Source organism: Streptomyces sp. CT34 (assembly GCF_000805335.1).
Lineage (GTDB): Bacteria > Actinomycetota > Actinomycetes > Streptomycetales > Streptomycetaceae > Streptomyces.
Map to the genome: position 1 here is coordinate 2,990,050 of NZ_KN708638.1, position 22,714 is coordinate 3,012,763.

A 22,714-nucleotide genomic window follows, 5' to 3' on the forward strand; every position below is an offset into this window, starting at 1 on the left:
GCCGCCGCGCGGCGCACCGCCTCCGCCGGCCACCGCCCCGGCCCGCCCCGGGTACGCCGAAGGGGCCGCCCGGCATCGGCCGGCGGCCCCGCATCCCCGCCTCACTGGCAGCGGTCGACCGCTTCGATGGTGCGCGCCGCCTCGCCCAGCGCCGCCCGCAGCACCACCGGGTCGGTGGCGTCCGCGTACGCCCCCTCCGGCGGCACCAGCCAGCCCGTCCCGGTCACCGGCGGGTCGAAAACCGCGCCCTCGCCGCCGCCCGGCGCGACACCGCGGGCACAGGTCTGCGTGCAGGCGCTGCCCGGCACGTCCCAGCCGTCGGCGGTCCCCGGCGGGACCAGGAAACCCAGGGTGTCGCAGGCACCGTCGTGCAGGACCGGGCCGACGCCGTCCCTCAGCCGCAGGATGTCGACCGCCTCCAGGCCCTGCCGGGCCGGCACCGTGACGAGGTCGCAGGGCTGGGACGGTACGCCGCCGGGCGCGGCGCGCCCGCCACGCCCGGCGGCCTGGCCCGCGGGCTCCTTGCCGCCCCTGCTCACGCCGGTCTCCCACACGGAGAACCCCTCCTCAATGCACGCGCCACACCCTTTACACCGTCTTCAACGGCCGGACGCGTCAACAGCTACGGCGGCGGAACGCTGCAAAGGATGGCACTTCATGGCGGATCGTGGGTGAGATATCCGGTTTGTAGCCAAACCCTGAGTGCCGAACCCGTCACAGCCGGTACGGTCGTCCCGCCGCACCGCCAGGATGCGGCATCGCCACAAGATGGCACGGAGAGGGCACGGAGAGGGTCCGCCATGACGTCGCCAGCCGCACGATCAGCGTCGTCCCGCACCGTACCCGTCCGCCCGAACACCGCCTTCCGGCAGCTGCGCGGCCGGCTGTCGCCCGGTGAGTTCGCGGCGGCGGTCCGACGGGCCGCCCGTGAGATCGGCGAGCAGGTCTCGTGCGACGCCCGCTATGTGGGCCGCGTCGAGTCCGGGGAGATCCGGTGTCCGAACTACGCCTACGAGCGGGTGTTCCGGCACATGTTCCCGGGACTGACACTGCCCGACATGGGGTTCACGCCGCGGGAGACGGTACGCGGACGGGGGGCGCGTACGGCGGCGGTCAGCGCCGCGCCCCTGGCAACCGACCCCGACCACCGCGATACCCGTATCCAGATCTGCGAGGAGAGCGACGTGCTGCGTCGCGCGTTCATCACCGGCGGCCCGGCAGCCGCCCTGGGCCTGGCCGGCCTCTGGCCCGGCGACCCCTTCGGCCCCGACGGCCCCTACGGCTCAGCCGCGGTCCCCGCCGTCCCCGGCCCCCGTACACCGATCGGCGGCCGGGCCGGCGCCACCGAGGCCACCGCCGTCGAGGAAGCCGTCCGCCGGATCCGCCTGCTGGACGACCGGCACGGCGCCGACGGCCTCTACCCCCGCGCCACCCAGCCGCTGCGCGCCGCCTACGAACTGCTGGACTCCGGCGTCCAGCGCCGCGCGGTCTACGACCGGCTGCAGGCCGGCGCGGGCGAACTCGCCATCTCCGTGGGCTGGTTGGCGCACGACTCCGGCCGCTTCGACGACGCCCGCTCGCACTACGCCGAGGCGCTGTCCACGGCGCGGGTCTGCGGCGATGCCGCCCTGGAGGCGCACGCCTTCTGCAACACCGCGTTCCTGGCCCGCGACGCCGGGCGCCCGCGCGAGGCGGTACGCGCCGCGCAGGCCGCACAGCAGGCCGCCAAGCAGCTCCACTCGCCGCGGCTGCGGTCGCTGCTGGCGCTGCGCGAGGCCGGCGGCCGGGCCGGGCTCGGGGACCGTACGGGCTGCGAGCAGGCGCTGGCGCGGGCCGAGCGGCTGTTCGCGGCCGGGCCGGGCGAGCGCGACCCGGAGTGGATGACCTTCTACGGCGAGGCCGAGCTGGCGGGCCTGGAGGCGCAGTGCTGGTCGGCGCTGGGCGAGACGGGGCGCGCGGCGGAGCACGCGCGCCGGGCGGTCGCTCTGCAGGATCCTCATTTCACCCGCAACATCGCCCTGTTCACCGCGGAGCTGGCCGGCAACCTCGCGGCCGGCGGTGCCCCCGAGGAGGCCGCCGCGGCGGGCATCCGGGCGCTCGCGCTGCTGGAGCAGGTCCGCTCGGCGCGTATCCGGGCGATGCTGGACAGCACCGCCCGCAAGCTCCGCCCCTACCGCAGCTGCCGCCCGGTCCCGGAATTCCTGGAGCAGCACGCGGCGTCGGCGGGGCGGCAGCCGGCCTGAGGCCCGCCGCGGCCGGTCAGCCGAGGTGCCCGGTGTCGTTCCACCGCTCGATCGCCGGCTCGCCGTACGCCCAGCCGAGGACCGACAGGGACGTCGGGTCCAGCCGGATGCGGGCCCCGAACGCGATGTCCAGCCCCAGCCAGCGGGCGCCCAGGGCGCGCAGGATGTGGCCGTGCGCGAAGACCAGCACATCGCGGTCGGCGGACCGCGCCCAGGCGACCACCTCGTCCGCCCGCGCGGCGACGTCGGCGAGCGTCTCGCCCTCCGGCACCCCGTCCCGCCACAGCAGCCAGTCCGGCCGCCCGGCCTTGATCTCGGCCGGTGTCAGCCCCTCGTAGGCGCCGTAGTCGACCTCCAGCAGCGCGTCCCAGTCCTCGGCGCGCTCGCCGAAACCGGCCAGTTCGCAGGTCTCCCTGGCGCGCACCAGCGGGCTGGTGCGGACCTCGACGCCCGGCAGCCCGTCCCACGGCGCGCGGTGCAGCCGCTCGCCCAGCAGCTTGGCGCCACGCCGCCCCTCGTCCAGCAGCGGAATGTCGGTCCGCCCGGTGTGCCTGCCGGAAAGGGACCACTCCGTCTGCCCGTGCCTGGCCAGGAGAATGCGCGCTGCCATGGGTCGTACCTCTCGCCGGTTTCCCGGCTTCTCGTCGTGCGTGTGTCGGCGCGGGCGGCGTTGACCGCGGGCCCTCCATCATCGCGCACCGCGCCGGACGGCACCGGGCGGCCCCGGTGAGGGGCACGGCGCCGGCCGTTACGGTGGAGCCGCTGCCCGCGGCGGGGGCGGCGGATGCCAGACTTCGGCGGGTGAACGTTTCCCGCGAGAGTCGACCCCCGGCGGCCGGAGCAGGGGGCGCGGCGCCCGCGCCGGCCGGGCCGGCCACCGGCCTGCGGCGGAGTCTGAGCGCGCTGCGCGGACCCGGGGTGCTCCCCCGGTCGCTGGACGCCCGCGCGCTGGCCGCGCTCGCCGCCAACCCCGGCTGCCGGCGCCGCGCGCTGCTGGACGGCGCGGGCGTCGACAAGGCCGCGCTGGCCCGCGCGCTGGGCTCCCCCGCGGCGTACGGGCAGTCGCAGTTCGCCCTGGTGCGCGGCAACTCCTTCGAGGCGCGGGTGAAGGCGGACGGCGGCGCGGAGCTGCTGCGGTTGGTGTGCGAGCGGCTCGCGCCGGACGGCCCGGCGCCGGAGGCCGACGCGGTCGCCCGGCCCGATCTGTCCGCGGCCGGGCCCGAGGGCCGGGCGGCGCGTACCGCGCTGGCGCTGCGCGAGGCGACCGCGGCCGGCGGCTGGGCGCTGCTGGACCACCCGATGCTGGCCCTGGAGGTGGCCGGGTCGCCGGCCTACGTGGAGCCGGATGCGGTGGTGGTGCATCCGGACGGCGGCTGGACGGTCGTGGAGATCAAGTCCTTCCCGATGATCGACGGTGCCGCGGACGCCGCCAAGGTGGGCGCCGCGGCCCGGCAGGCGGCGGTGTACGTCCTCGCCCTGGAGGCGGTCGCCGGGCATGTCGCGGCACGCACCGGCCGCCCCGCCCGGGTCCGCGACCGGGTGCTGCTGGTCTGCCCCAAGGACTTCTCCAACCTCCCCGCGGGCGCGGCCGTCGACGTCCGCAAGCAGCTGGCCACCACCCGCCGCCAGCTGGGCCGGCTGACCCGCGTCGAGGAGATCGCCGCCGCGCTCCCCCCAGGCACCACCTTCGACCTCCGGACGACCGACGACGGCACCCCGACCCGCCCGCCCGAGGAGCTGGCCGCGGCCGTCGAGGCGGTCGGCGCGGCCTACGCCCCGGAGTGCCTGGCCGCCTGCGAACTGGCCTTCCACTGCCGCAAGCGGTCCCGCCAGGAGGGCTCGGTCGCAGCCCTGGGCCGGGGCGTACGGGGCGAGTTGGGCGGCCTGCGCACCATCGAGGAGGTACTGGCCGCCGCGAGCGGCCCCGACGGCTCCGACGCCCCCGACGACCTCGACGATCCGGCCGTGGCCGCCCTGCGCCGGGCCGCCGCGCTGCGCGCCGAGGCGCTGGCCGGCGCCGCCGTACCGGCCCCGCGAGACGGGGAGCCGGGATGTCGCTGATCGAGACGCTGGCCCGGATGGAGGCGGTGGCCGCGGGCCGCGCCCAGCCGCTGACCACGGTCCGCCACCGCCATCTCGCCGAACGCCCGCTGGTGTTCGTCCCGTTGACCACCGCCGGTGAGGCCGGCGCTCCCCTGGGCGCGCTGGTCGGCACGGACCGGGAGAAGCCGCTGCTGCTGACCGTGCCGCAGCCGCGCGACCGCGATCTGCGGTTCGCCTTCCTGGCCGAACTGGCCGAGTCGGTGCTGCCGTACGTGGACGGCTTCGCCGACGACGTCGAGCGGGAGGAGCGCAGGGAGACCGACCCGGAGACCGGCAAGAAGGTCCCGGTGCAGGTCGAACTGTGCGCGGACGCACCGCAGTTGATCGTTCCGAGCAGCGCCGGCATCGAGTACGTACGGCTCCTGGGCCGCTCGATGCGGTTCCGGCGGACGGCCGAGCAGGAGCCGGCGGCGCCGCATCCCGCACCGCCCCATGTCCCGCTGCTGGGCCGCTGGTTCACCCACTTCGGGGAGCGGGCGCGGGTGCCGGGCGCCTGTCTGCTGCTGTCCATGACGGGTCTGCTGACCCGCCATTGGGCGACCGGCCAGAGCGTCCTGGAGGACCAGCACCTGGGCGCGCTGCTCGCCTGGATCGCCCCGCCGCCGGGCGTACGGGGCCAGGACGCGGCCGAGTACGCGGAGGCGGCGCGCGACGCCGGCGGCCAGCTGCGGTGCCCACCGGCCGGGCCGGCCACCGACCCGGCGTTCGACAACCGGCTGCTCGCCCCCGCGATGGCCCGCTACGACGCCGGCCTGCCCGGCGCCGCGGAAGAGGTCCGCGCCCTCGTCGAGAGCCGGCTCCGGCCCACCTGGGACGCCGTGTGGCAGGGCATCGACCTGCTGCGCGGCCTCCCGGAGGGCGCCCGGGTCGCCGACCGCTGGAAGCGCGACCGCTGGTCGTACACCGCGCACCGCGACCGGATCCGCGCCGGGGAACCGCCGCAGCCCCGGCAGGACGACGCCGTCACCGCCGCCCGGAAGCTGTCCACCCGGGAGAGCGCACAGGCCCAACTCGACGCCCAGGAGGCCCTGGACGACCCCCTGGTGATGGCCGCCCGCCGGCTGGCCGGGGAGGCGCTGCACGGCACGGTCACCGCCGTCGAGACGGCCCACTCCGAGGGCAGGCGGCCGATGCCGCGCCCCCTGGTGACGCTGCGCACCGGCGACCGCCCCCAGCTGGACGGGAACGCCAAGCTCTACCGCGCGCTCGCCGACGGCCGCACCCAGACCGCCGAGTTCGTGGCGTACGGGGCCGGGGAGCCGGGGACCCTGGTGGTGCGGCTCACCGGCGGCATGGGCCGCGGCAGGACGCCCGAGCCCGGGTCGGTCCCGGAGCCGGGCGACGCGGTGTGCTGGACGCTCTTCGAGCACGCCCCGCGCGGCGGCCCCGGCCTGCCGGACCCGGAGGACACCCCCTGGACCCACGGCGGCCCACCACCCGGAACGGCCGACGCCACCCCCCTCGGGGCGGCCGGCGCCACACCCCCCGACGCCGCCGGCACCGCCCCGAATCTCCCACCCCCCACTCCGTATCCCCCGCCCACCACCCCGTATCCCGCCCCCGACACCGTCACCGCGGAGGACTTCCTGTGATGCCCCGTTCCGCCGACTCCCCGGCAGGCGCCGCAGCATGACAGACCTTCACCACGACCGGCCGGGCGGCGCCCGGCAGCCCTTCGACCCCGGCGCCGCGGCCGGCCGGGCGACCGACGCGATCCTGCACGACACCCTCCACAGCACCCACCGCGGCGTCGTGGTGGACTCCCCGCCGGGCGCCGGGAAGTCCACCCTCGTGGTCCGCGCCGCCCGCGAACTGGCCGCCGCGGGCCGCCCGTTGATGGTCGTCGCGCAGACCAACTCCCAGGTCGACGACCTGGTGCTCCGGCTGGCCGGCAAGGACCCCGACCTCCCCGTGGGCCGTCTGCACGGCAGCGAGCCGGGCTCCTTCGACCCCGCGCTCGCCGGCCTCCCCGCCGTGCGCACCTCCGCCCGGATCGCCGACCTCGCCGGTATGGACATCGTCGTCTCCACCGCCGCGAAATGGGCCTACACCAAGGTCGACGAGCCCTGGCGGCACGCCATCGTCGACGAGGCGTACCAGATGCGCTCCGACGCGCTGCTGAACGTCGCCGGGCTCTTCGAGCGCGCGCTGTTCGTCGGCGACCCGGGCCAGCTGGACCCGTTCAGCATCGTGGGCGCCGAACAGTGGGCCGGTCTCGCCTACGACCCCTCCGCCAGCGCCGTCTCCACCCTCCTCGCCCACAACCCCGACCTGCCCCAGCACCGCCTCCCGGTCTCCTGGCGGCTGCCGGCCTCCGCCGCGCCCCTGGTCTCTCGTGCCTTCTACCCGTACACGCCGTTCCGCAGCGGCACCGGCCACGGCGACCGGCGGCTGGCGTTCGGCGTGCCGGGCGACGGGTCGGCCGTGGACCGCGTCCTGGACGAGGCGGCCGAGACGGGCTGGGGGCTGCTCGAACTCCCCGCCCGCCACACGCCCCGTACGGACCCGGAGGCGGTCCGGGCGGTCGCGCTCGCCGTGCGCCGCCTCCTGGACCGCGGCGGCGCCGCCACCAGCGAGACCTCCGCCGATCCGGCACCGCTCACCGCCGCCCGGATCGCCGTCGGGACCGCGCACCGGGACCAGGCCGCGGCGGTCCGCGCGGCGCTCGCCGGGCTGGGCGTGACCGGTGTCGCGGTGGACACCGCCAACCGACTCCAGGGCCGCGAGTTCGACGTCACGGTCGTCCTGCACCCGCTCTCCGGGCGCCCCGACGCCACCGCCTTCCACCTGGAGACCGGCCGGCTCTGCGTGCTCGCCTCCCGCCACCGCCACGCCTGCCTCGTCGTCTGCCGCGCGGGGGTCGCCGACCTCCTGGACGAGCACCCCTCGACGGAGCCGGTCCAGCTCGGCGTCACGGTCAAGTTCCCGGACGGCTGGGAGGCAATGATGTCCACATGGGATCGCTGGTCTGAACACCGGGTGGTCTGGCGGCCCTGACCGGCGCCCCGGCGCCTGGCCGACGAGCGCCGACCTCGCCGCCGCCACTTCGCCGGACGCCCGCCGCGGCAGCGGCATCTCGATACCGCGGCACGCCGCCGGGCGGCGGCCCGTGGACACCACCCGGACGGCTGGGAGGCCAACCACGCGGTACCGTCCTCGCCCACCTCGCGGAACACCGGGTGACCTGGCGGACGTAGCGCCGCGGACCGCCGCCCCCAGACCCCGGACCCAGTCCCGCCGCCGACCGCATCGCGGACGAACTGGGCCGGAAGGCCCACCACGACGTCCGCGACATGATCACCTCGCGGAACACCGGATCACCTGGCGCCCGTGACCACCCCGCGGACACCCGGCCCGTGGGCAGCGGGCCCGGCGCGGCCGGGCCGCCCGGCCGGCGCCCGGCCGGTGGGTGGCGGCCGGTGGGTGGCGGCCGGTGACGGGGGCGGGCGGATCCCTCACCTGGGGGCCTACTTGCGCACGGCGGGACAATGGAATGCGGCAGACAACCCTGGAGGTAGGTACATGTCCGAGCCGCGACCGGCTCCCGATCCCCGCGGTACGGCGCCCGGCTCCCGGCGCATGAAGCCCGCGCAGCTGCTCTTCGAGCCGCCCGAAGCCACCGCCGACCCCGAGCACTTCTTCGGTCTGGAGTCGATGGAGGATCCCGGCGCGCTGCTGGGCCGGGCGACCGAGCTCACGCTCGCGTTCCGGGCGGCGGCCGACCGCGCCACGGAGTTCCAGGCGCTCGCCGCCGCCCAGCTGACCGACCCCCGCCGCTTCGACCGGCTGCCGCTGTCGGTGCTCGCCGAGCGGGCGGAGTGGACCGAGGACTACGCGCGGAAGATGGTCGAGTTCGGCCGCAGCCTGATGCGCAGCGGCAGCGCGGTGCTGGGCGACATGGACTGACCCCGGGGACCGGCCCCAGGAGGCACACCGACCCCACCCACCCCACGACGGCTCACGGTCCAAGATCATGAGCCGCTGGCATATGCGGGGACGGAAGATACTCCCTGCCCCATCGCCCTGTCCCGGTTTCCGCCAATCAGGTCTGCCGGTACCCGGCGTATCGCTAGACCTGTCCGCATGAGCGAGCACAGCGAGCCGATCAACCATGAGGTGCGTGCCGCGCGCAGGCGAGGGCGAGCGGAGCACGGGCGTACCCCGGGCCGGAGGCCGGGAGAGCCCGGCCTGCGCGACCGGCTGCCCACCGTTTCCCGGCCCCCGGCCTTCCCCGCCGCCGCGTACGTCACGCTCGCCGGCGCCGACTGGCTGGCCTCCGCGAGCCCGCATCCGGACAGCGTGCACACCCTGTGGGCGGAGCGGCCCACGGCGCCGAGCGTGCTGCCGTGCGGCGCCGTCTTCGACGTGATCAACGCGCCGGTGCTCTTCGGGCGGCGCATGGTGGACCGGCTGTGGTCGGCGGGGCCGGGCTCGGGACCGGTGGCGGTGCACCGCGGGCGGCTGCTGTTGTTCGCCGCGCCGGGCACCGCCCAGCGGCTGCCCGCGCTGCTGGCCTGGGAGGAGTGGGCCGCGGCGGTGCCGCCGCTGCTGTGCCACGGCGGCGGCGACGCGGTGACGGTCCCGGCGCTGTACCCCCGCCCCCGTACGTCCGGCGCCGCCGCCGAGGACGACCCGGCGGGTGCCACCGCGTCCCGCTGGCTGGTCGCCCCCGATGTGCGCAACCCCTGGCTGCCCGGTCCGGACGTCCTGCTGTGGGCCTGTGTGGGGGCGGCGCGGAGCGAGCTCGCGGCCGACCGGGAAGGCGCCCGTCCGCACCACGAAAGCGCTGCTCAGCCCTTGGATACCGCGGTCACGCGGGGCTGAGGGGAATCGATTTTTGCCCTCCCCGGCCAGGATGCTAATGTTTTCCCCGTCAGCAGGCGCCGCTAGCTCAGTTGGTTAGAGCAGCTGACTCTTAATCAGCGGGTCCGGGGTTCGAGTCCCTGGCGGCGCACCGACAGGCGAAGGCCCCCACTCCGGTGGGGGCCTTCGTCGTGTCCGTCCCCTTGATCGTGCCCGTTCCCGTCATCCCATCCGTTCCCGTCGTCGTGCCCACGCCGCGCCGGTCAGGAGCTGTGGCTCACCTTGACCACCCAGTCCCCGCCGGCCGCCCGCCCCTGGACCTGGATGCGTACGCCGTCCTCCGTGTCGTTCATGCTCTCCCCGACTCCCAGAGGGGCGTCGGCGAGCGGCGGGTAGACGGAGGCGCCCCAGCAGGCGGAGGTGCCGGGGTGGCCGTCCAGTACCCGGACCGGGCCGGACCCGGACGCGGTCCCGCTGCGCACGCGGTAGACGAGGATGCCCTCGGTGCAGATGTTGCGGTCGTTGCCGACGGCGCCGCGGGCCTCCATGGCGAGCGCGGTGTCCCGGCCGGTGCGGACGACCAGGAGGCGGGTGCGGCGGCGCTCGCCGGGTTCGTCGGGGGCGGACAGGGTGCGCAGCGCGTGCACGGTGGGGTGGGACAGCTCGACGCAGTCGACCTGGCTGTCGGCGATCCAGCCGAGGCGCCACTTGTGCCAGGCGAAGGGGTCGGGGGCCAGCCCGAACTGGCTGCCCATGAGGTCCCAGTCCCCCACATAGGTGTCCCAGTTGCCCTTGCCCTCCTCGGGGCGGTGGTAGAGGTCGGGCAGGTCGAAGACGTGGCCGGTCTCGTGGGCGAGGACGTTGCGGTCGGGCGGGCTGTGCTCGAAGACGGTGACGAAGCGGCGCAGCTCGACGCCGTCCACGTGCATCGGCTCGTCGAGGTTGACGACCTTGGTGGCGTCCGAGTCGACGCCGGGGGCGCTCGGGTCGGCGACGAGGTAGATCAGGTCGTAGCGGCTGAAGTCGACCGAGCGGTGCGCGGCGGCGACCGCGTCGCGGAGGTAGCCGGCGCGCCGGCCGGAGTCCCAGTCGCGCTGTATCCCGTACGCGGTGGACGGGTGCGGCATCCGGACCCAGTGTTTCTGGATGTGCGGGCGCAACGTGAAGGTGCCGTAGGAGGCGCGGTCGAAGAAGCGGGACGTGGCGGGAAAGTAGTCCCCGGAGAGCCGCTGCGGGGTGGTGGTGGGGTGGGCGTCCGGAAACGACAGAAAAATCATCACCGCGTCAAGGGTGCGATTCGGGCGCGGGTAAGCATCGTTCCAACCGTCCACGCCTTCGGAGTGATGGGCATCGGTGCGTCCCAGGGCGCAGGAGAGGGAAGCCTCGGAAGCAGTGGCCGGACCGGCCACGATGGAGGTCGCGATCAGTGCGGTCAAGGAGGTGAGAACGGCTGCTACGCGCCGCAGTTGGCGGCTGTCCACCCCCCGGGGGGTGTGGCGGCGCAGCACATGGACCTCCAGGGACGGATTCGGGACACCCACCTACCCTGAGGCGATTTAATGCTATTCGTCCTGTTCTGGAACCCCATATGAGTGACCGGCGAGTCCCCCGTGTCCCGTAACGGAAAGTCACAAGCGACCAACGGGGCAAACGGTGCGAACAGAGCCGGGCAGAATTGGCTGAAGTTCCGTCATGCGTGCGGATGGTCACGGCTACGTCGCTGGATCGGCCGTTGCGCCAGCCTCTATGATCGCCACACTTTCCAGCGCGAGGTCCCCCCTCCATCACGAGACAAGCGCCATGCGGGAGCGAGCAGTGAGCGGACACCCCGACGGTACGGGCCGCACGCCGGGAGCGACGCTGCCCTCGGTGACCGAGCGTGATGGTACGACCAAAGAAACCGGCGCCGCCCGGACCACTCCGGCGGCGCCCTGCGACGGTTCGGCGCGCTGCGACGACACCGCCGCCTCACTCGGCGACTACCGCGCCGCCTTCCATGCCTCCCGGCACCCGATGGCGGTCCTCAACCGCGACGGGCTGGTGCTGGCCGCCAACCCGGCCTTCGGCGAGCTGGTCGGCGCCGACCCGGACGACCTGGTCGCGGCCACCGCCGCCGACCTCACCGACCTCGGGGCCGACCCCCGGGTGTGGACCGCCTACCGCGAGGTGCTGTGCGGTCGCAGCGACCGGCTGCGCTGCACCCGCCGGCTCAAACAGTCCGACGGGAACTCCGTATGGGTGGAGGTGACCGTCGAGCCGGTCACCGACGGGATGCCGGGAGGCGAGGAGCGGGTGCTGCTGTCGGTCTCGGACATCAGCGACCGGCACGATCTGCTGGCCCGACTGCGGCATTTGCAGATGCACGATCCGGTGACCCGGCTGCCGAACCGCGCGCTGTTCTTCGAGCGGCTCGCCGCGGCCCTGGAGACGGCCTCCTTCGAGCCGTCCGGCACCGGCCGCATCGGGCTGTGCTATCTCGACCTGGACGGCTTCAAGGCCGTCAACGACACCCTCGGGCACCGGGTCGGCGACCGGCTGCTGAGCGCCGTGGCGCAGCGGCTGACGCGCTGCGCGGAGAGCGGCCCGGACCGCGGTCCGGGCCGCGGCGGGCATCTGGTGGCGCGGCTGGGCGGCGACGAGTTCGCGCTGCTGGTCGAGGACTCCACCGGCACCGACCAGGTGGCCGAGCTGGCACAGTGCGTCCTGGACGCGCTCCAGCGGCCCTTCGACCTGGCCGGGCAGCGACTGTCGGTGTCGGCGAGCATCGGCGTCGTGGAGCGGACCGCGAGCGGCACCACCGCGACGGGGCTGATGCAGGCCGCGGACACCACGCTGTACTGGGCCAAGGAGGACGGCAAGGCCCGCTGGACGCTCTTCGACCCGGAGCGCAACGCCCACCGGATGACCCGGCAGGCTCTGTCCAGCACGCTGCGGCCGGCCGTGGACCGCGGCGAGTTCACCCTGGAGTACCAGCCGCTGGTCGGGCTGGGGGACGGCCGGGCGCAGGGAGTGGAGGCGCTGGTGCGGTGGCGGCACCCGCAGTTCGGGGTGCTGTCGCCGAATCGGTTCATCGCGCTGGCGGAGGAGAACGGCGCGATCGTCGAACTGGGGCGCTGGGTACTGGAACGGGCCTGCTATCAGGCGCGCGCCTGGCAGCTGGCGCACCCCGGCGGCCAGCCGCTGTTCGTCAGCGTGAATGTGGCGGTACGTCAGGTGTGGGACTCCGACCTGGTCGCCGACGTCGCCGGGATCCTGGCGGAGACCGGGCTGCCGCCGCGGCTGCTCCAGCTGGAGCTGACCGAGTCGGCGGTGATGGGCTCGGCCGGCCGGCCGCTCCAGGCGCTCCAGGCGCTCAGCGACATGGGCGTACGGATCGCCATCGACGACTTCGGCACCGGCTACTCCAACCTCGCCTATCTCAGCCGGCTGCCGGTGTCCGTACTGAAGCTGGACGGGTCGTTCGTGCACGGCTTCCGGTCGCAGGAGCACCCGAACCCGGCGGACGAGATGATCGTGGAGGCGCTGGTCGCGCTGGCGCACCGGCTGGGGCTGACGGTGACGGCGGAGTGTGTGGAGAGCGCCGAGCAGGCCGAGCGGCTGCGCCGGATCGGCTGCGACACCGGGCAGGGGTGGCTCTACTCCCGGCCGGTGGCACCGGACCGGGTGGAGGCGCTGCTGGACGCGGGGCGCGCCTGCGGCTGAGCCGCGCGCCCCGCGCCGGGCGGCCTGCGTCAGCCCCGCGGGAGTCCGTAGGCGTCGGCTATGAGGTCGTACGAGCGGCGCCGGACCGCCCCGGTGTGGGCGTTGGCGGTGAGCATCAGCTCGTCGGCGCCGGTGCGCTTGGCGAGGTCGTCGAGGCCCTGGCGGACCGCGTCGGGGGTGCCGTGGACGACGTTGCCGAGCCAGTTGTCGACGAAGTCGCGCTCGATGTCGCTGAAGGAGTGGGCGGCGGCCTCGTCGGGGGTGGGGACCAGGCCGGGGCGGCCGGTGCGCAGCCGGAGCATGGCCAGTGCGCCGGTGCGGACCTGGCGGCGGGCCTCCCGCTCGTCCTCGGCGGCCAGCGCGGAGACGCCGATCAGGGCGTAGGGCTCGGCGAGGACCTCGGAGGGGCGGAAGGAGGCGCGGTACAGGTCGAGGGAGGGAACGGTGTTGGCCGCGGAGAAGTGGTGGGCGAAGGCGAACGGCAGGCCGAGGGTGCCGGCGAGCCGGGCGCTGAAACCGGACGAGCCGAGCAGCCACAGGGGCGGGCGGTGCGGGGACTGCACGCCACCGGGCGAGGTCGCCTGGACGGGGCCGGGGACGGCGTGGATCCGGGCGTACGGGTGGCCGTCGGGGAAGGAGTCGTCGAGGAAGCGGGTCAACTCGGCGAGCTGCTGCGGGAATTGTTCCCCAAGCTCTCGGCTCCGCTCGAGCAGGGGAGACCCCAATACGCCTTCGTCCAGCCGGTCGGTGCGGCGGAGGGCGGCGGCGGTGGCGCCGTCGGTGCCGGGGGCGCGGCCCAGGCCCAGGTCGACGCGGCCGGGGGCCATCGCCTCCAGGGTCCCGAACTGCTCGGCGATGACCAGGGGGGCGTGGTTGGGCAGCATGACGCCGCCGGAGCCGAGCCGGATGCGGTCGGTGTGCGCGGCGAGGTGGGCGAGCAGCACCGCCGGCGAGGAGGAGGCGACGCCGGGCATGGAGTGGTGCTCGGCGACCCAGTAGCGGTGGTAGCCGCGGCGCTCGGCGGTGCGGGCGATGTCGACGGCGGTGCGGACCGCGGCGGTCGCGGTGCTGCCGGCGCCGACCGTCACCAGGTCGAGCACGGACAGGGGGACGGGCGCGGTGCCCAGGGCGGTGCCCCGGATCCCGTCGCCCAGGGGGGCGTCGCCGCTGCCCGCGCGTTCGTTGCCGGGGGCCTGCTGGTCTTCACCGCTCACGGTGCGGGTCCTCCTCGCGTCGCTGATCTGCCGTCACGACCCCGTCACGGGGCTGCCGTGACGGGTCTGCGAGGAGGACAACCGGAGTAATTCTCCGGTTATTCCCGGGTGGGGTGGCGGTCTGTTCCCGGGTGGAGTGGTGGTTTATTCCCGATTCCGGCGGTGCCCGTCGGGGCCGGTCGCGGTCAGTCGCGGGCGGCCCGGGAGAAGAGTGTGCCCAGTTCCGGGCAGGCGAGCGTGCGTCCGAGCAGCCGCAGGCCCTCCCAGACCGTCACCTGATTGGCGGTGAGGACCGGTTTGCCGAGCGCCGCTTCGAGGGCGGGCAGATGGGCGGCGGTGTGCAGGGCGGTGTCGGGCAGCAGGACGGCGTCCGCGTCGGGATGGTCGCCGGCGCGGGCCAGGGCCAGCACCTCGTCGCGGCCCCAGGTGCCGACCTCGGCGGCGGTGATGATGCCGCTGCCGCGGGTCGCGACGACCTCCGTGCCGGCGGATTTCAGGAACGCGTGGAAGTACTCGGCGACATCGTCGGGATAGGTCGCGGCGATCGCGACCCGTCGGGCGCCGACCTCGCGGACGGCGTGCGCGAAGGCGAAGGACGTGCTGGAGGCCGGCAGCCCGGCGGTGGCCGACAGCTCCCGCACCTGCTGCTGGGCGCCTTCCCAGCCGTAGACGAAGCTGGCGCTGGTGCAGGCCCACACGACGGCCTCGGCGCCGCGCGCCCTGAGCTCGGCGACGCCGGCGGCGAGCCGGGGCGCGGCGCCCATCTCCAGGAGGGCGTCGACGCGATGGGCGTCCTCGCCGATGTCGGTGTGGACGAGCGGCAGGCGGACGGTGCCGCCCAGGAGCGTTTCGAGCCGGGGGTAGTCGTCCTCGGCGGAGTGGCCGGGGTAGAGGAAGCCGACCGATGCCATGCAGATCTCCCTTGCGGGTGCGCGTACGGGGTGCGGTGCGGGAAGCGGGCTGCCGGCGGGGGCGCCGGCAGCGGGCGGGCGGGGCGGAGCCGGACCGGCCTCACACGGGGGGCTGAGGTCCGGGGTCGTCGGGCAGGTACGGGGGCGGTTCGGTGCCGTCACCGGGATCCGCCTCGGGCGGCGGGGCCGGCGGTCCGGCGAAGGCGGCCTCGGGGGTGGCGCCCGGTCCGCCGTCGGGCGGCGGCTGAGTGCCGGTCATGCCGGGGATGCCGGTCGTCCCGGTCATGGCCGCCGGCCCGCGCCGCGCGACCGGATCGACCAGCGCCTGGTAGGCGCCGACGGCCGGTACGCCGATGGCGCGCAGCGCGGCCCACATCGTCACCTGATTGGCGGACAGGACCGGCATCCGCAGCTCGGCTTCCAGCTGCGGGATGACGTCGTAGGTGGGCAGGTTCGTGCAGCTGATGAACAGCGCCTCGGGGCCGCCGACAACGGCCGCGCGGGCCATGTCGACGACGTCGCGGTAGGGGACCTTCCAGATGTGCCGGGTGAGTCCGAGGTAGGCGCGGCCGGTGACCGTGATGCCGGCCTCGCCGAGATAGTCCTCCAGGGAATCGGTGACCGATTTGGTGTAGGGCGTGACGACGGCAACGTGATGGGCGTCGATCTCGCGGAGTGCTTCGATGATCGCACCCGAGGTGGTGAGCGAGGGGACCTCGCCCGCCTGCGTCATGGCCGCGCACATCGCCCGTTCGCCCGCCATACCGCCGACGAAGCTGCCGGACGTGCACGCATAGGCGATGACCTGTGGCGATACCGCGCACAGCGCCTCGACGGCGGCGTGCAGCGTTTCGTGCTCGCTGACCAGACGGGCCAGGTCGAGACTGACCTCGACGGGCACGAAGGGCGTACGGGTGAGGTGGAGGGACACGTCGTCGGGGACCCAGCGCCACAACTCCCGATCGAGCGCGAAGTCGAAGGGTGCGACGACGCCCACGCCGAGCTGAGGCTGTGGGCCACCCAGGAAAGAGACGTCCATGAAGGCCCCTAGAAGACACGAAGGGCTGGATTGGCCAGGCCAGTGGCCGGAGGAGGTGGTGCAGCCGGACAAGCCGGGACGTCGGGACAGAGCCGTTGTTGACACGGTAGATACGACTTCCTAGCGTGGTCAATCCTCGCATCTCAGGCATCTGTCGGCGCCCTTTTCCTGCATACGGGGCACACGTTTCAGAACGGTTTCTGGCCTATGTCCGCACGCACCGACTTCACCGTTCTCGTCCTCGGCTCCGACCCGCCCCCGAAGCTGGACCGGCTCGCCGGCCGGGCCCGCGTGGTCTTCGCCGACGAGACGTCGCTGACCGATCGACTCCCCACCGCCGACGTGCTGTTGGCCTGGGATTTCACCTCCGACGCGATCCGTGAGCGGTGGCCGGAAAGCGGCCCCCGCCCCCGTTGGGTGCACACCGCGAGCGCCGGCGTGGACCGGCTCCTGAGCCCGGCGCTGATCGCCGACGACAGCGTCGTCGTCACCAACGCCCGCGGGGTCTTCGAGCAGCCGATCGCCGAGTACGTCGCCGGGCTGGTGATCGCCATGGCCAAGGACTTCTACGGCAGTTGGGAGCTGCAACGGCAGCGGCGCTGGCAGCACCGCGACACACTGCGGCTGGCCGGCACCCGCGCCGTCGTGGTGGGCTCCGGGCCGATCGGCCGGGCCATCGGCGCCACCCTGCTGGCACTGGGTGTCACGGTGGATCTGGTCGGCCGGCGGGAGCGGCCCGGCGATCCGCAATTCGGCCGGGTCCATGCCGCCGGCGCGCTGAACGGGCTGCTGCCGCAGGCGGATTGGGTGGTCTGCGCGGCGCCGCTGACGGAGGAGAACCGCGGCATGTTCGACGCGGCGGCGTTCGCGCGGATGCCGCGCCGCGCCCGGTTCATCAACGTCGGGCGCGGGCCGCTGGTCGACGAGGCGGCGCTGGAGGCGGCGCTGCGCGGGTGGCGGATCGCGGCGGCGGCGCTGGACGTCTTCGAGCGCGAGCCGCTGGGCGCGGACAGCCCGCTGTGGGACGTACCGCATCTGATCGTCTCGCCGCACATGAGCGGCGACACCCTGGGCTGGCGGGACGCGCTCGCCGAGCAGTTCCAGGACAACTTCGACCGGTGGGCGGCCGGCGAGCCGCTGCTCAACGTGGTCGACAAGCAGCTCGGGTACGTACCGGTGACGTGAGGCACCGGCGATGTGACGCCGCGGGCCGCCGCGGCCCCGCCCCCGCCCGCCCCGCCTGGGGCCACCGACGCCCGGAGGACGCATGACGCACGGACCGACCCACCTCGCCGATCTCACCGCCACCCGTCTGACGGCCGGCTACGCGGCCGGCGAGTTCTCCCCCGTGGAGGCCACCGCGGCCGTACTGGAGCGCGCCGCGGCGGCCCAGGCGGCCACCAACTCCTTCACCCTGATCACCGCGGACGAGGCGCTGGCCGCCGCCGGGGAGTCGGCGAAGCGCTGGCTGCGCGGGGAGCCGGCCGGGCCGGTGGACGGGGTGCCGGTGACCGTCAAGGACCTTCTGCTGACCCGCGGCACGCCGACGCTGCGCGGCTCGCGGACGGTGCGGACCGAGGGCGCGGTGTGGGACGAGGACACGCCGTCGGTGGCCCGGCTGCGGGAGTCGGGTGCGGTGTTCGTGGGCAAGACGACCACGCCGGAGTTCGGCTGGAAGGGTGTCACCGACAGTCCGCGGCACGGGGTGACGGGCAATCCGTACGATCCGCGGCGCACCGCGGGCGGCTCCAGCGGCGGCAGCGCGGCGGCGGTGGCGCTGGGGGCGGGGCCGCTGAGCCTGGGCACGGACGGCGGCGGCTCGGTGCGGATCCCGGCGTCGTTCTGCGGGATCTTCGCGCTCAAGGCGACGTACGGGCGGGTGCCGCACTATCCGGCGAGCCCGTTCGGGACGCTGGCGCACGTCGGGCCGATGACCCGCGACGCGGCGGACGCGGCGCTGATGATGGACGTGATCTGCCGCCCCGACTGGCGGGACTGGTCGCAGCTGGGGCCGGTGGCCGGCTCGTTCCGGGAGGCGCTGGCCGGCCCGGTGTCCGGACTGCGGGTGGCCTACAGCCCGTCGCTGGGCTGGGACGTCCCGGTGGCCCCGGAGGTCGCCGCGGCGGTGCGCGGGGTCGCGGACCGGCTGGCCGGGCTCGGCGCGCACGTCGAGGAGGCCGACCCGGGCATCGAGGATCCCGTGGAGGCGTTCCACACGCTGTGGTTCAGCGGCGCGGCCCGGCTGGTGCAGCCGCTCGGGGACGCGGAGCGGGCGCTGCTGGACCCGGGCCTGCGGGAGATCTGCGAGCAGGGCGCCCGCTACAGCGCGCTGGAGTATCTGGCCGCGGTCGACGTGCGGATGGCGCTGGGGCGGGCGATGGGCGGCTTCCACAGCGGCTACGACCTGCTGGTGACGCCGACCGAGCCGATCACCGCCTTCGAGGCGGGGGCCGAAGGGCCGCCCGGCTCCGGCCACACCCGCTGGACCGGCTGGACGCCGTTCACCTACCCCTTCAACCTCACCCAGCAGCCCGCCGCGACACTGCCCTGCGGAGTGGACGGCGACGGGCTGCCGATCGGGGTCCAACTGGTGGGCGCGCGGCACGCGGACGCGCTGGTGCTGCGCGTCGCGCACGCGCTGTACGAGGCCGGGGTCGCGCGGATCCCGCCGCCCCCGGCCGCGTAGCACCGGGGTTCCTCAGGCCCGGCGGAAGCTCAGGGTCTCCCCCAGGGCCCCGGCCCGCCACAGGTCCTGGCAGGCGTCGGCCATCCGGTCCAGGCCGTCGACGACCGCGCCCCAGACGATGCCCGGCACCCAGCCCGCGTCGCCGTTGATCAGCAGGTTGTTGCGCTCGTAGAACAGCGCGAGGTCGACGACGGTGGCGCGGCCCTGGTGCTTGGCCTCGCGCTCGTAGCCGTACGACGCGGTGCCCAACTGGGTGTCGCTGAAGGTGAAGTAGCACAGGTCGCCGGGGATCGGGGTGATCGTCGGGTTCTCCAGCGGCGGCTCCTGCGGCGCGAACGGCGGAACAAGCGCGTAGATCTCGTTGCGCGCGTACTTGGCGTGGTAGACATCGCCGCCGAGAGGGAGCGCATCCCAGACGGCGTTGCAGGTGATCGGAGCGCGGTCGTCGAGCAACTTGGCCGTGCAGCTCACGCCGCGCTTGTCCAGGGAGACTTCGATGAAGCGATCGGTCATATCCCGAGCGTAGGGGGCAATACCGGCGTACGGAACATCTCCCGGCACCTACGTGACGGGCCGGAAACGATCGGCATAAGTGTGAAGGGTTCGGGTAGCCGCGCGCCCATGGCTCCACCACAGGGGAAGACCTCAGAAAACCAAGGACAACGAACCAGCGGCATCCGCCGCCGCTCGCTGCTCGCGGGGGTAGCGGCGCTCGGCGCTGCGGGTGCCATGGGAGCGGTCAGCGCCTGCAGCAGGGTGCCGGCCGCCGACGCCGCGGGCGGCGGGCATCTGCTGGAGCGGCTGCGCAAGAAGGGGTCGGTCACGCTGGGACTGGCGGGCGAGCAGCCCTACGGCTACATCGGCACCGACGGCAAGATGACCGGCTCCTCCCCCACCATCGCCCGGACCGTCTTCCGGCGGCTCGGCGTCCCGCGCGTCGAGCCCTTTCCGACGGATTTCGGCTCGCTGATCGTCGGGCTGAACTCCCAGCAGTTCGACGTGGTCGCGGCCGGGATGTACATCAATCCCGAGCGCTGCGCCCAGGTCATCTTCGCCGACCCCGAATACCAGATGCTGGACGCCTTCCTCGTCCCCAAGGGAAATCCGAAAAAGCTGCACACCTACAAGGACATCGCGCGGACCGGCGCGCGGATGGCCACCGGTGTCGGTTACGCCGAACTCGGCTACGCCAAGGAAGCCGGCGTCACCGGCATCACCACGCTGCCGGACCAGTTGGCGGGGCTGCTGGCCGTCGAGCAGGGCCGGGTGGACGTCTTCGTCGGCACGGCCGTGACGGTGCGCAACGTCGTACGGCAGTCGGGGACCACGAAGGCGGAGGCGACGCCCGAGGTCACACCGTTCATGAAGGGCAAGCCGGTCATCGACGTCGGCGCCTTCGCGTTCCGCACACCGGAGACCAATCTGCGCGACGCCTTCAACCGCGAGCTGCACAAGATGAAGAAGTCCGGGGAACTCCTGGACCTCATGCGGCCCTTCGGCTTCACCGAGCATCAGATGACGGAGATCACCGCCAAGGAGAAGTGCCGGCCATGAGCGAGCGAATCTTTGACATGAGCGCGTCTTGCGCATACGGGGGCGGGCGAAGCGGGGTGCCGGCATGAGCGAGCACAGCATGGGGGTCCCCCCGGCCGGAGGCTGGGGGAGAATCATCAGGGGGTGCGCGCCTCGCGAATGCGAGGGCGAGCGAAGCGAGGTCTCGGCATGAGCGACATCACCTGGGGGCTGTGGCAACTCCTGTTCAAAGGGGTCTGGATCACCGTCCAACTGACCGTCTACAGCGCGGCGCTGGGCGCCGTGGTGGCATTCGGCATCGGGATAGCACGCACCCACCGGCTGTGGATCGTGCGGTTCCTTTCCGGGGCCTATTTCGAGATCTTCCGCGGCACCTCCGCGCTGATCCTGATGTTCTGGATGTTCTTCGTGCTGCCGATGGGCTTCGGCTGGCAGCTGGTCCCGATGTGGGCCGCGGTCCTCACCCTGGGCCTGACCTACGGGGCGTACGGGTCCGAGGTCGTGCGGGGCGCGATCGCGGCGGTGCCCGTGGAGCAGCGGGAGGCGGGCGTGGCGCTCAGCTTCTCGCCCGGCCAGCAGCTGCGGAAGATCGTCCTGCCGCAGGCCTGGCCCGGCATGATCCCTCCGTTCAACAACCTGCTGATCGAACTGCTCAAGGGCACCGCGCTGGTGTCGATCCTGGGCGTCGGCGACATAGCGTTCGGGGCCTCCCTGGTCCGCAACGCGACCGCCCACAGCGCCCCGGTCTACACGATCATCCTGGTCATGTACTTCGCCCTGGCGTTCCTCCTGACCCGCGGGATGCGGATGGTGGAGCGCCAGGCCAAGGCGGGCGTCGGCCAGGCCCCGGCCGCCCGACCCTCGCTGAGGAGCCGGCTGAGCACCGGCCCGGCCGCCACGGGCGCCGGCGCCGCCGCGGAAGGTGAGGCACGATGACATTCGACTGGTCCGCGGTCGGCCACTTCATGCCGACGTTCTGGAAGGGCGTCGTCGTCACCCTCCAGGCCCTGGTCCTGGGCTCGCTGATCGCGTTCGCGCTCGGCCTGGTGTGGGCGCTGGCGCAGCGCTCCTCCCTCAAGGCGGTGCGCTGGCCGGTGACCGCGATCACCGAGTTCGTGCGCAACACCCCGCTGCTGGTGCAGCTGTTCTTCCTGTTCTACGTGATGCCGGAATGGGGTGTCACCCTCAGCGCCCTGGCCACCGGCGTGATCGGCCTGGGCCTGCACTACTCGACGTACACCGCCGAGGTCTACCGCGCCGGCATCGACGGCGTCCCGGCCGGCCAGTGGGAGGCGGCCGTCGCGCTGAGCCTGCCGCGCCGCCGCACCTGGACCGCGGTGATCCTGCCGCAGGCGATCCGCCGGGTCGCCCCGGCGCTCGGCAACTACGTCATCGCGATGCTGAAGGACTCGCCGATGCTGTTCGCCATCGGCGTGCTGGAAATGCTCGGCCAGGCACGGCAGTTCTCGTCCCAGACCTTCCAGACCGTCGAGCCGTACACGGTCGTCGGCGTCGCCTTCATCCTCATCGCCTACCCCGCTTCTCTTCTCCTGCGAGCCCTGGAGCGCCGCCTTGTCCGCTGACCGCGACACCCCGAACACACAGCCCGCGCAGCACGCCGACGGCGGGCCGGACGCCCCGCGGCCCGGCGAGGCCGCGGCACCCGCCGAGGGCACCGAACTGATCCGCTTCGACAAGGTCACCAAGCGGTTCGGCGCGCACACCGTCCTCGACGCGCTCGACATGAAGGTCTACACCGGCAAGCACGTCACGCTGATCGGCCCGTCCGGCTCCGGCAAGACGACGATCCTGCGGCTGATGATGACGCTGCTCAAACCGGACGAGGGCACCATCAAGCTCGGCGACCGGTACCTCACCCACGAGGAGAAGGGCGGCAAGCTCGTCCCGGCGAGCGACCGCTACAGCCGCGAGGTCCGCAAGAACATCGGCATGGTCTTCCAGCAGTTCAACCTCTTCCCCAACATGAAGGTGCTGCGGAACATCACCGAGGCCCCGGTGCACGTACTCGGCCTCGACAAGGACGCCGCCGAGGAGCGCGCCCGCGAACTCCTCGAACTCGTCGGCCTCACCGCCCATCTCGACAAGTACCCCACCCAGCTCTCCGGCGGCCAGCAGCAGCGGGTCGCCATCGCCCGCGCCCTGGCCATGCGCCCGCAGGTCCTGCTGCTGGACGAGGTGACCTCGGCGCTCGACCCGGAACTGGTGGCCGGCGTCCTGGACGTGCTGCGGGACATCGCACACACCACGGACATCACCATGCTCTGTGTGACGCACGAGATGAACTTCGCCCGGGACATCTCCGACTGCGTGATGATGTTCGACGCCGGCCGGGTCATCGAGTACGGCCCGCCGGAGCAGATCTTCACGGAGCCGGCGCACGAGCGGACCCGCGAGTTCCTGAGCGCGGTTCTCTAGCGCGGTTCCCCCAGCACGGTCCGCCGGCCGTCAGCCGTGCGGCA

General features: G+C 73.9%; 20 protein-coding genes and 1 tRNA gene. 14 read left to right on the forward strand and 7 right to left on the reverse strand.

Features of this window, described 5'->3' with window-relative positions; all coding sequences use genetic code 11:
* Positions 1–101: 101 nt before the first annotated feature.
* Entirely contained in the window at positions 102–554 is a 453-nt protein-coding gene (locus RZ84_RS13050) for a hypothetical protein (protein ID WP_043264461.1), read from the reverse strand.
* 246 nt (positions 555–800) lie between these two features.
* Here RZ84_RS13050 and RZ84_RS13055 point away from each other — a divergent pair, with 246 nt between their 5' ends.
* A complete protein-coding gene (locus RZ84_RS13055; protein ID WP_043264462.1) occupies positions 801–2,243 on the forward strand; it encodes a hypothetical protein in 1,443 nt (480 codons plus the stop codon).
* Positions 2,244–2,259: 16 nt separating this feature from the next.
* Here RZ84_RS13055 and RZ84_RS13060 read toward each other — a convergent pair whose 3' ends face one another.
* Positions 2,260–2,853: a histidine phosphatase family protein gene (locus RZ84_RS13060; RefSeq protein ID WP_043264463.1), complete on the reverse strand. Its 594-nt coding sequence runs from the start codon at positions 2,851–2,853 to the stop codon at positions 2,260–2,262.
* 272 nt (positions 2,854–3,125) lie between these two features.
* Here RZ84_RS13060 and RZ84_RS13065 point away from each other — a divergent pair, with 272 nt between their 5' ends.
* The 6 genes from RZ84_RS13065 to RZ84_RS13090 all read left to right on the forward strand — a co-directional run bounded on the left by RZ84_RS13065 (position 3,126) and on the right by RZ84_RS13090 (position 9,300).
* The gene (locus RZ84_RS13065) at positions 3,126–4,304 is read left to right on the forward strand and encodes a hypothetical protein (RefSeq protein ID WP_107068266.1); all 1,179 of its coding nucleotides are present in this window, start codon (positions 3,126–3,128) and stop codon (positions 4,302–4,304) included.
* Positions 4,295–5,938 (forward strand): hypothetical protein, encoded by a 1,644-nt coding sequence (locus RZ84_RS13070; RefSeq protein WP_241777687.1) that lies wholly within the window; start codon positions 4,295–4,297, stop codon positions 5,936–5,938. Before RZ84_RS13065 ends, RZ84_RS13070 begins: the two co-directional genes overlap by 10 nt.
* Before the next feature lie 37 nt (positions 5,939–5,975).
* Positions 5,976–7,343, forward strand: a complete 1,368-nt coding sequence (locus RZ84_RS13075) for an AAA family ATPase (protein ID WP_043264465.1) — start codon at positions 5,976–5,978, stop codon at positions 7,341–7,343.
* A 525-nt stretch (positions 7,344–7,868) separates the two neighbouring features.
* Positions 7,869–8,252, forward strand: coding sequence for a hypothetical protein (locus tag RZ84_RS13080; protein WP_052229919.1), 384 nt, complete (start codon positions 7,869–7,871; stop codon positions 8,250–8,252).
* A gap of 177 nt (positions 8,253–8,429) precedes the next feature.
* Complete coding sequence (locus RZ84_RS13085) at positions 8,430–9,170, forward strand: bifunctional DNA primase/polymerase (RefSeq protein WP_241777688.1); 741 nt, start codon at positions 8,430–8,432, stop codon at positions 9,168–9,170.
* A gap of 56 nt (positions 9,171–9,226) precedes the next feature.
* Positions 9,227–9,300 (forward strand) — tRNA-Lys (locus RZ84_RS13090).
* Between the two features lie 112 nt (positions 9,301–9,412).
* On the opposite strand, the gene RZ84_RS13095 is transcribed toward RZ84_RS13090, so the two are convergent.
* Positions 9,413–10,657, reverse strand: coding sequence for a M6 family metalloprotease domain-containing protein (locus tag RZ84_RS13095; protein ID WP_043269803.1), 1,245 nt, complete (start codon positions 10,655–10,657; stop codon positions 9,413–9,415).
* 361 nt (positions 10,658–11,018) lie between these two features.
* Between RZ84_RS13095 and RZ84_RS13100 the strand changes: the two genes are divergently transcribed.
* Positions 11,019–12,851, forward strand: coding sequence for a putative bifunctional diguanylate cyclase/phosphodiesterase (locus RZ84_RS13100; protein ID WP_043269805.1), 1,833 nt, complete (start codon positions 11,019–11,021; stop codon positions 12,849–12,851).
* Between the two features lie 29 nt (positions 12,852–12,880).
* Here the strand turns inward: RZ84_RS13100 and RZ84_RS13105 are convergent, their stop codons facing one another.
* The 3 genes from RZ84_RS13105 to RZ84_RS13115 form a co-directional block, all read right to left on the reverse strand.
* Positions 12,881–14,005, reverse strand: coding sequence for an LLM class flavin-dependent oxidoreductase (locus tag RZ84_RS13105; RefSeq protein ID WP_107068267.1), 1,125 nt, complete (start codon positions 14,003–14,005; stop codon positions 12,881–12,883).
* Between the two features lie 245 nt (positions 14,006–14,250).
* Complete coding sequence (locus RZ84_RS13110; RefSeq protein ID WP_043264467.1) at positions 14,251–14,976, reverse strand: maleate cis-trans isomerase family protein; 726 nt, start codon at positions 14,974–14,976, stop codon at positions 14,251–14,253.
* 100 nt (positions 14,977–15,076) lie between these two features.
* On the reverse strand, positions 15,077–16,015 hold the full coding sequence (locus RZ84_RS13115; protein ID WP_043264468.1) for a maleate cis-trans isomerase family protein: 939 nt from the start codon (positions 16,013–16,015) through the stop codon (positions 15,077–15,079).
* Positions 16,016–16,222: 207 nt separating this feature from the next.
* Between RZ84_RS13115 and RZ84_RS13120 the strand changes: the two genes are divergently transcribed.
* Entirely contained in the window at positions 16,223–17,200 is a 978-nt protein-coding gene (locus RZ84_RS13120; RefSeq protein ID WP_043264469.1) for a D-2-hydroxyacid dehydrogenase, read from the forward strand.
* A gap of 82 nt (positions 17,201–17,282) precedes the next feature.
* The gene (locus RZ84_RS13125; RefSeq protein WP_043264470.1) at positions 17,283–18,701 is read left to right on the forward strand and encodes an amidase; all 1,419 of its coding nucleotides are present in this window, start codon (positions 17,283–17,285) and stop codon (positions 18,699–18,701) included.
* Between the two features lie 12 nt (positions 18,702–18,713).
* Here RZ84_RS13125 and RZ84_RS13130 read toward each other — a convergent pair whose 3' ends face one another.
* On the reverse strand, positions 18,714–19,214 hold the full coding sequence (locus RZ84_RS13130) for a DUF3830 family protein (protein WP_043264471.1): 501 nt from the start codon (positions 19,212–19,214) through the stop codon (positions 18,714–18,716).
* 108 nt (positions 19,215–19,322) lie between these two features.
* Here RZ84_RS13130 and ehuB point away from each other — a divergent pair, with 108 nt between their 5' ends.
* From ehuB to ehuA, 4 genes are all read left to right on the forward strand, one after another.
* A complete protein-coding gene (ehuB, locus tag RZ84_RS13135) occupies positions 19,323–20,255 on the forward strand; it encodes an ectoine/hydroxyectoine ABC transporter substrate-binding protein EhuB (protein WP_052229920.1) in 933 nt (310 codons plus the stop codon).
* A 168-nt stretch (positions 20,256–20,423) separates the two neighbouring features.
* Positions 20,424–21,170, forward strand: a complete 747-nt coding sequence (gene ehuC, locus RZ84_RS13140) for an ectoine/hydroxyectoine ABC transporter permease subunit EhuC (RefSeq protein WP_043264473.1) — start codon at positions 20,424–20,426, stop codon at positions 21,168–21,170.
* Positions 21,167–21,817, forward strand: coding sequence for an ectoine/hydroxyectoine ABC transporter permease subunit EhuD (gene ehuD, locus RZ84_RS13145; RefSeq protein WP_043264474.1), 651 nt, complete (start codon positions 21,167–21,169; stop codon positions 21,815–21,817). Before ehuC ends, ehuD begins: the two co-directional genes overlap by 4 nt.
* A 97-nt stretch (positions 21,818–21,914) precedes the next feature.
* On the forward strand, positions 21,915–22,670 hold the full coding sequence (gene ehuA / locus RZ84_RS13150; RefSeq protein ID WP_043269807.1) for an ectoine/hydroxyectoine ABC transporter ATP-binding protein EhuA: 756 nt from the start codon (positions 21,915–21,917) through the stop codon (positions 22,668–22,670).
* The last annotated feature ends 44 nt before the right edge of the window (positions 22,671–22,714 follow it).

Bases quoted from the DNA above. Each gene is read 5' to 3' on its own strand.
- RZ84_RS13085 (WP_241777688.1), top strand. From the start codon at position 8,430: ATGAGCGAGCACAGCGAGCCGATCAACCATGAGGTGCGTGCCGCGCGC.
- ehuC (WP_043264473.1), top strand. From the start codon at position 20,424: ATGAGCGACATCACCTGGGGGCTGTGGCAACTCCTGTTCAAAGGGGTC.
- RZ84_RS13130 (WP_043264471.1), bottom strand. From the start codon at position 19,214: ATGACCGATCGCTTCATCGAAGTCTCCCTGGACAAGCGCGGCGTGAGC.
- ehuB (WP_052229920.1), top strand. From the start codon at position 19,323: ATGGCTCCACCACAGGGGAAGACCTCAGAAAACCAAGGACAACGAACC.
- RZ84_RS13070 (WP_241777687.1), top strand. From the start codon at position 4,295: ATGTCGCTGATCGAGACGCTGGCCCGGATGGAGGCGGTGGCCGCGGGC.
- RZ84_RS13060 (WP_043264463.1), bottom strand. From the start codon at position 2,853: ATGGCAGCGCGCATTCTCCTGGCCAGGCACGGGCAGACGGAGTGGTCC.
- RZ84_RS13120 (WP_043264469.1), top strand. From the start codon at position 16,223: ATGTCCGCACGCACCGACTTCACCGTTCTCGTCCTCGGCTCCGACCCG.
- RZ84_RS13115 (WP_043264468.1), bottom strand. From the start codon at position 16,015: ATGGACGTCTCTTTCCTGGGTGGCCCACAGCCTCAGCTCGGCGTGGGC.
- RZ84_RS13055 (WP_043264462.1), top strand. From the start codon at position 801: ATGACGTCGCCAGCCGCACGATCAGCGTCGTCCCGCACCGTACCCGTC.
- RZ84_RS13080 (WP_052229919.1), top strand. From the start codon at position 7,869: ATGTCCGAGCCGCGACCGGCTCCCGATCCCCGCGGTACGGCGCCCGGC.
- ehuD (WP_043264474.1), top strand. From the start codon at position 21,167: ATGACATTCGACTGGTCCGCGGTCGGCCACTTCATGCCGACGTTCTGG.
- RZ84_RS13125 (WP_043264470.1), top strand. From the start codon at position 17,283: ATGACGCACGGACCGACCCACCTCGCCGATCTCACCGCCACCCGTCTG.
- RZ84_RS13110 (WP_043264467.1), bottom strand. From the start codon at position 14,976: ATGGCATCGGTCGGCTTCCTCTACCCCGGCCACTCCGCCGAGGACGAC.
- RZ84_RS13075 (WP_043264465.1), top strand. From the start codon at position 5,976: ATGACAGACCTTCACCACGACCGGCCGGGCGGCGCCCGGCAGCCCTTC.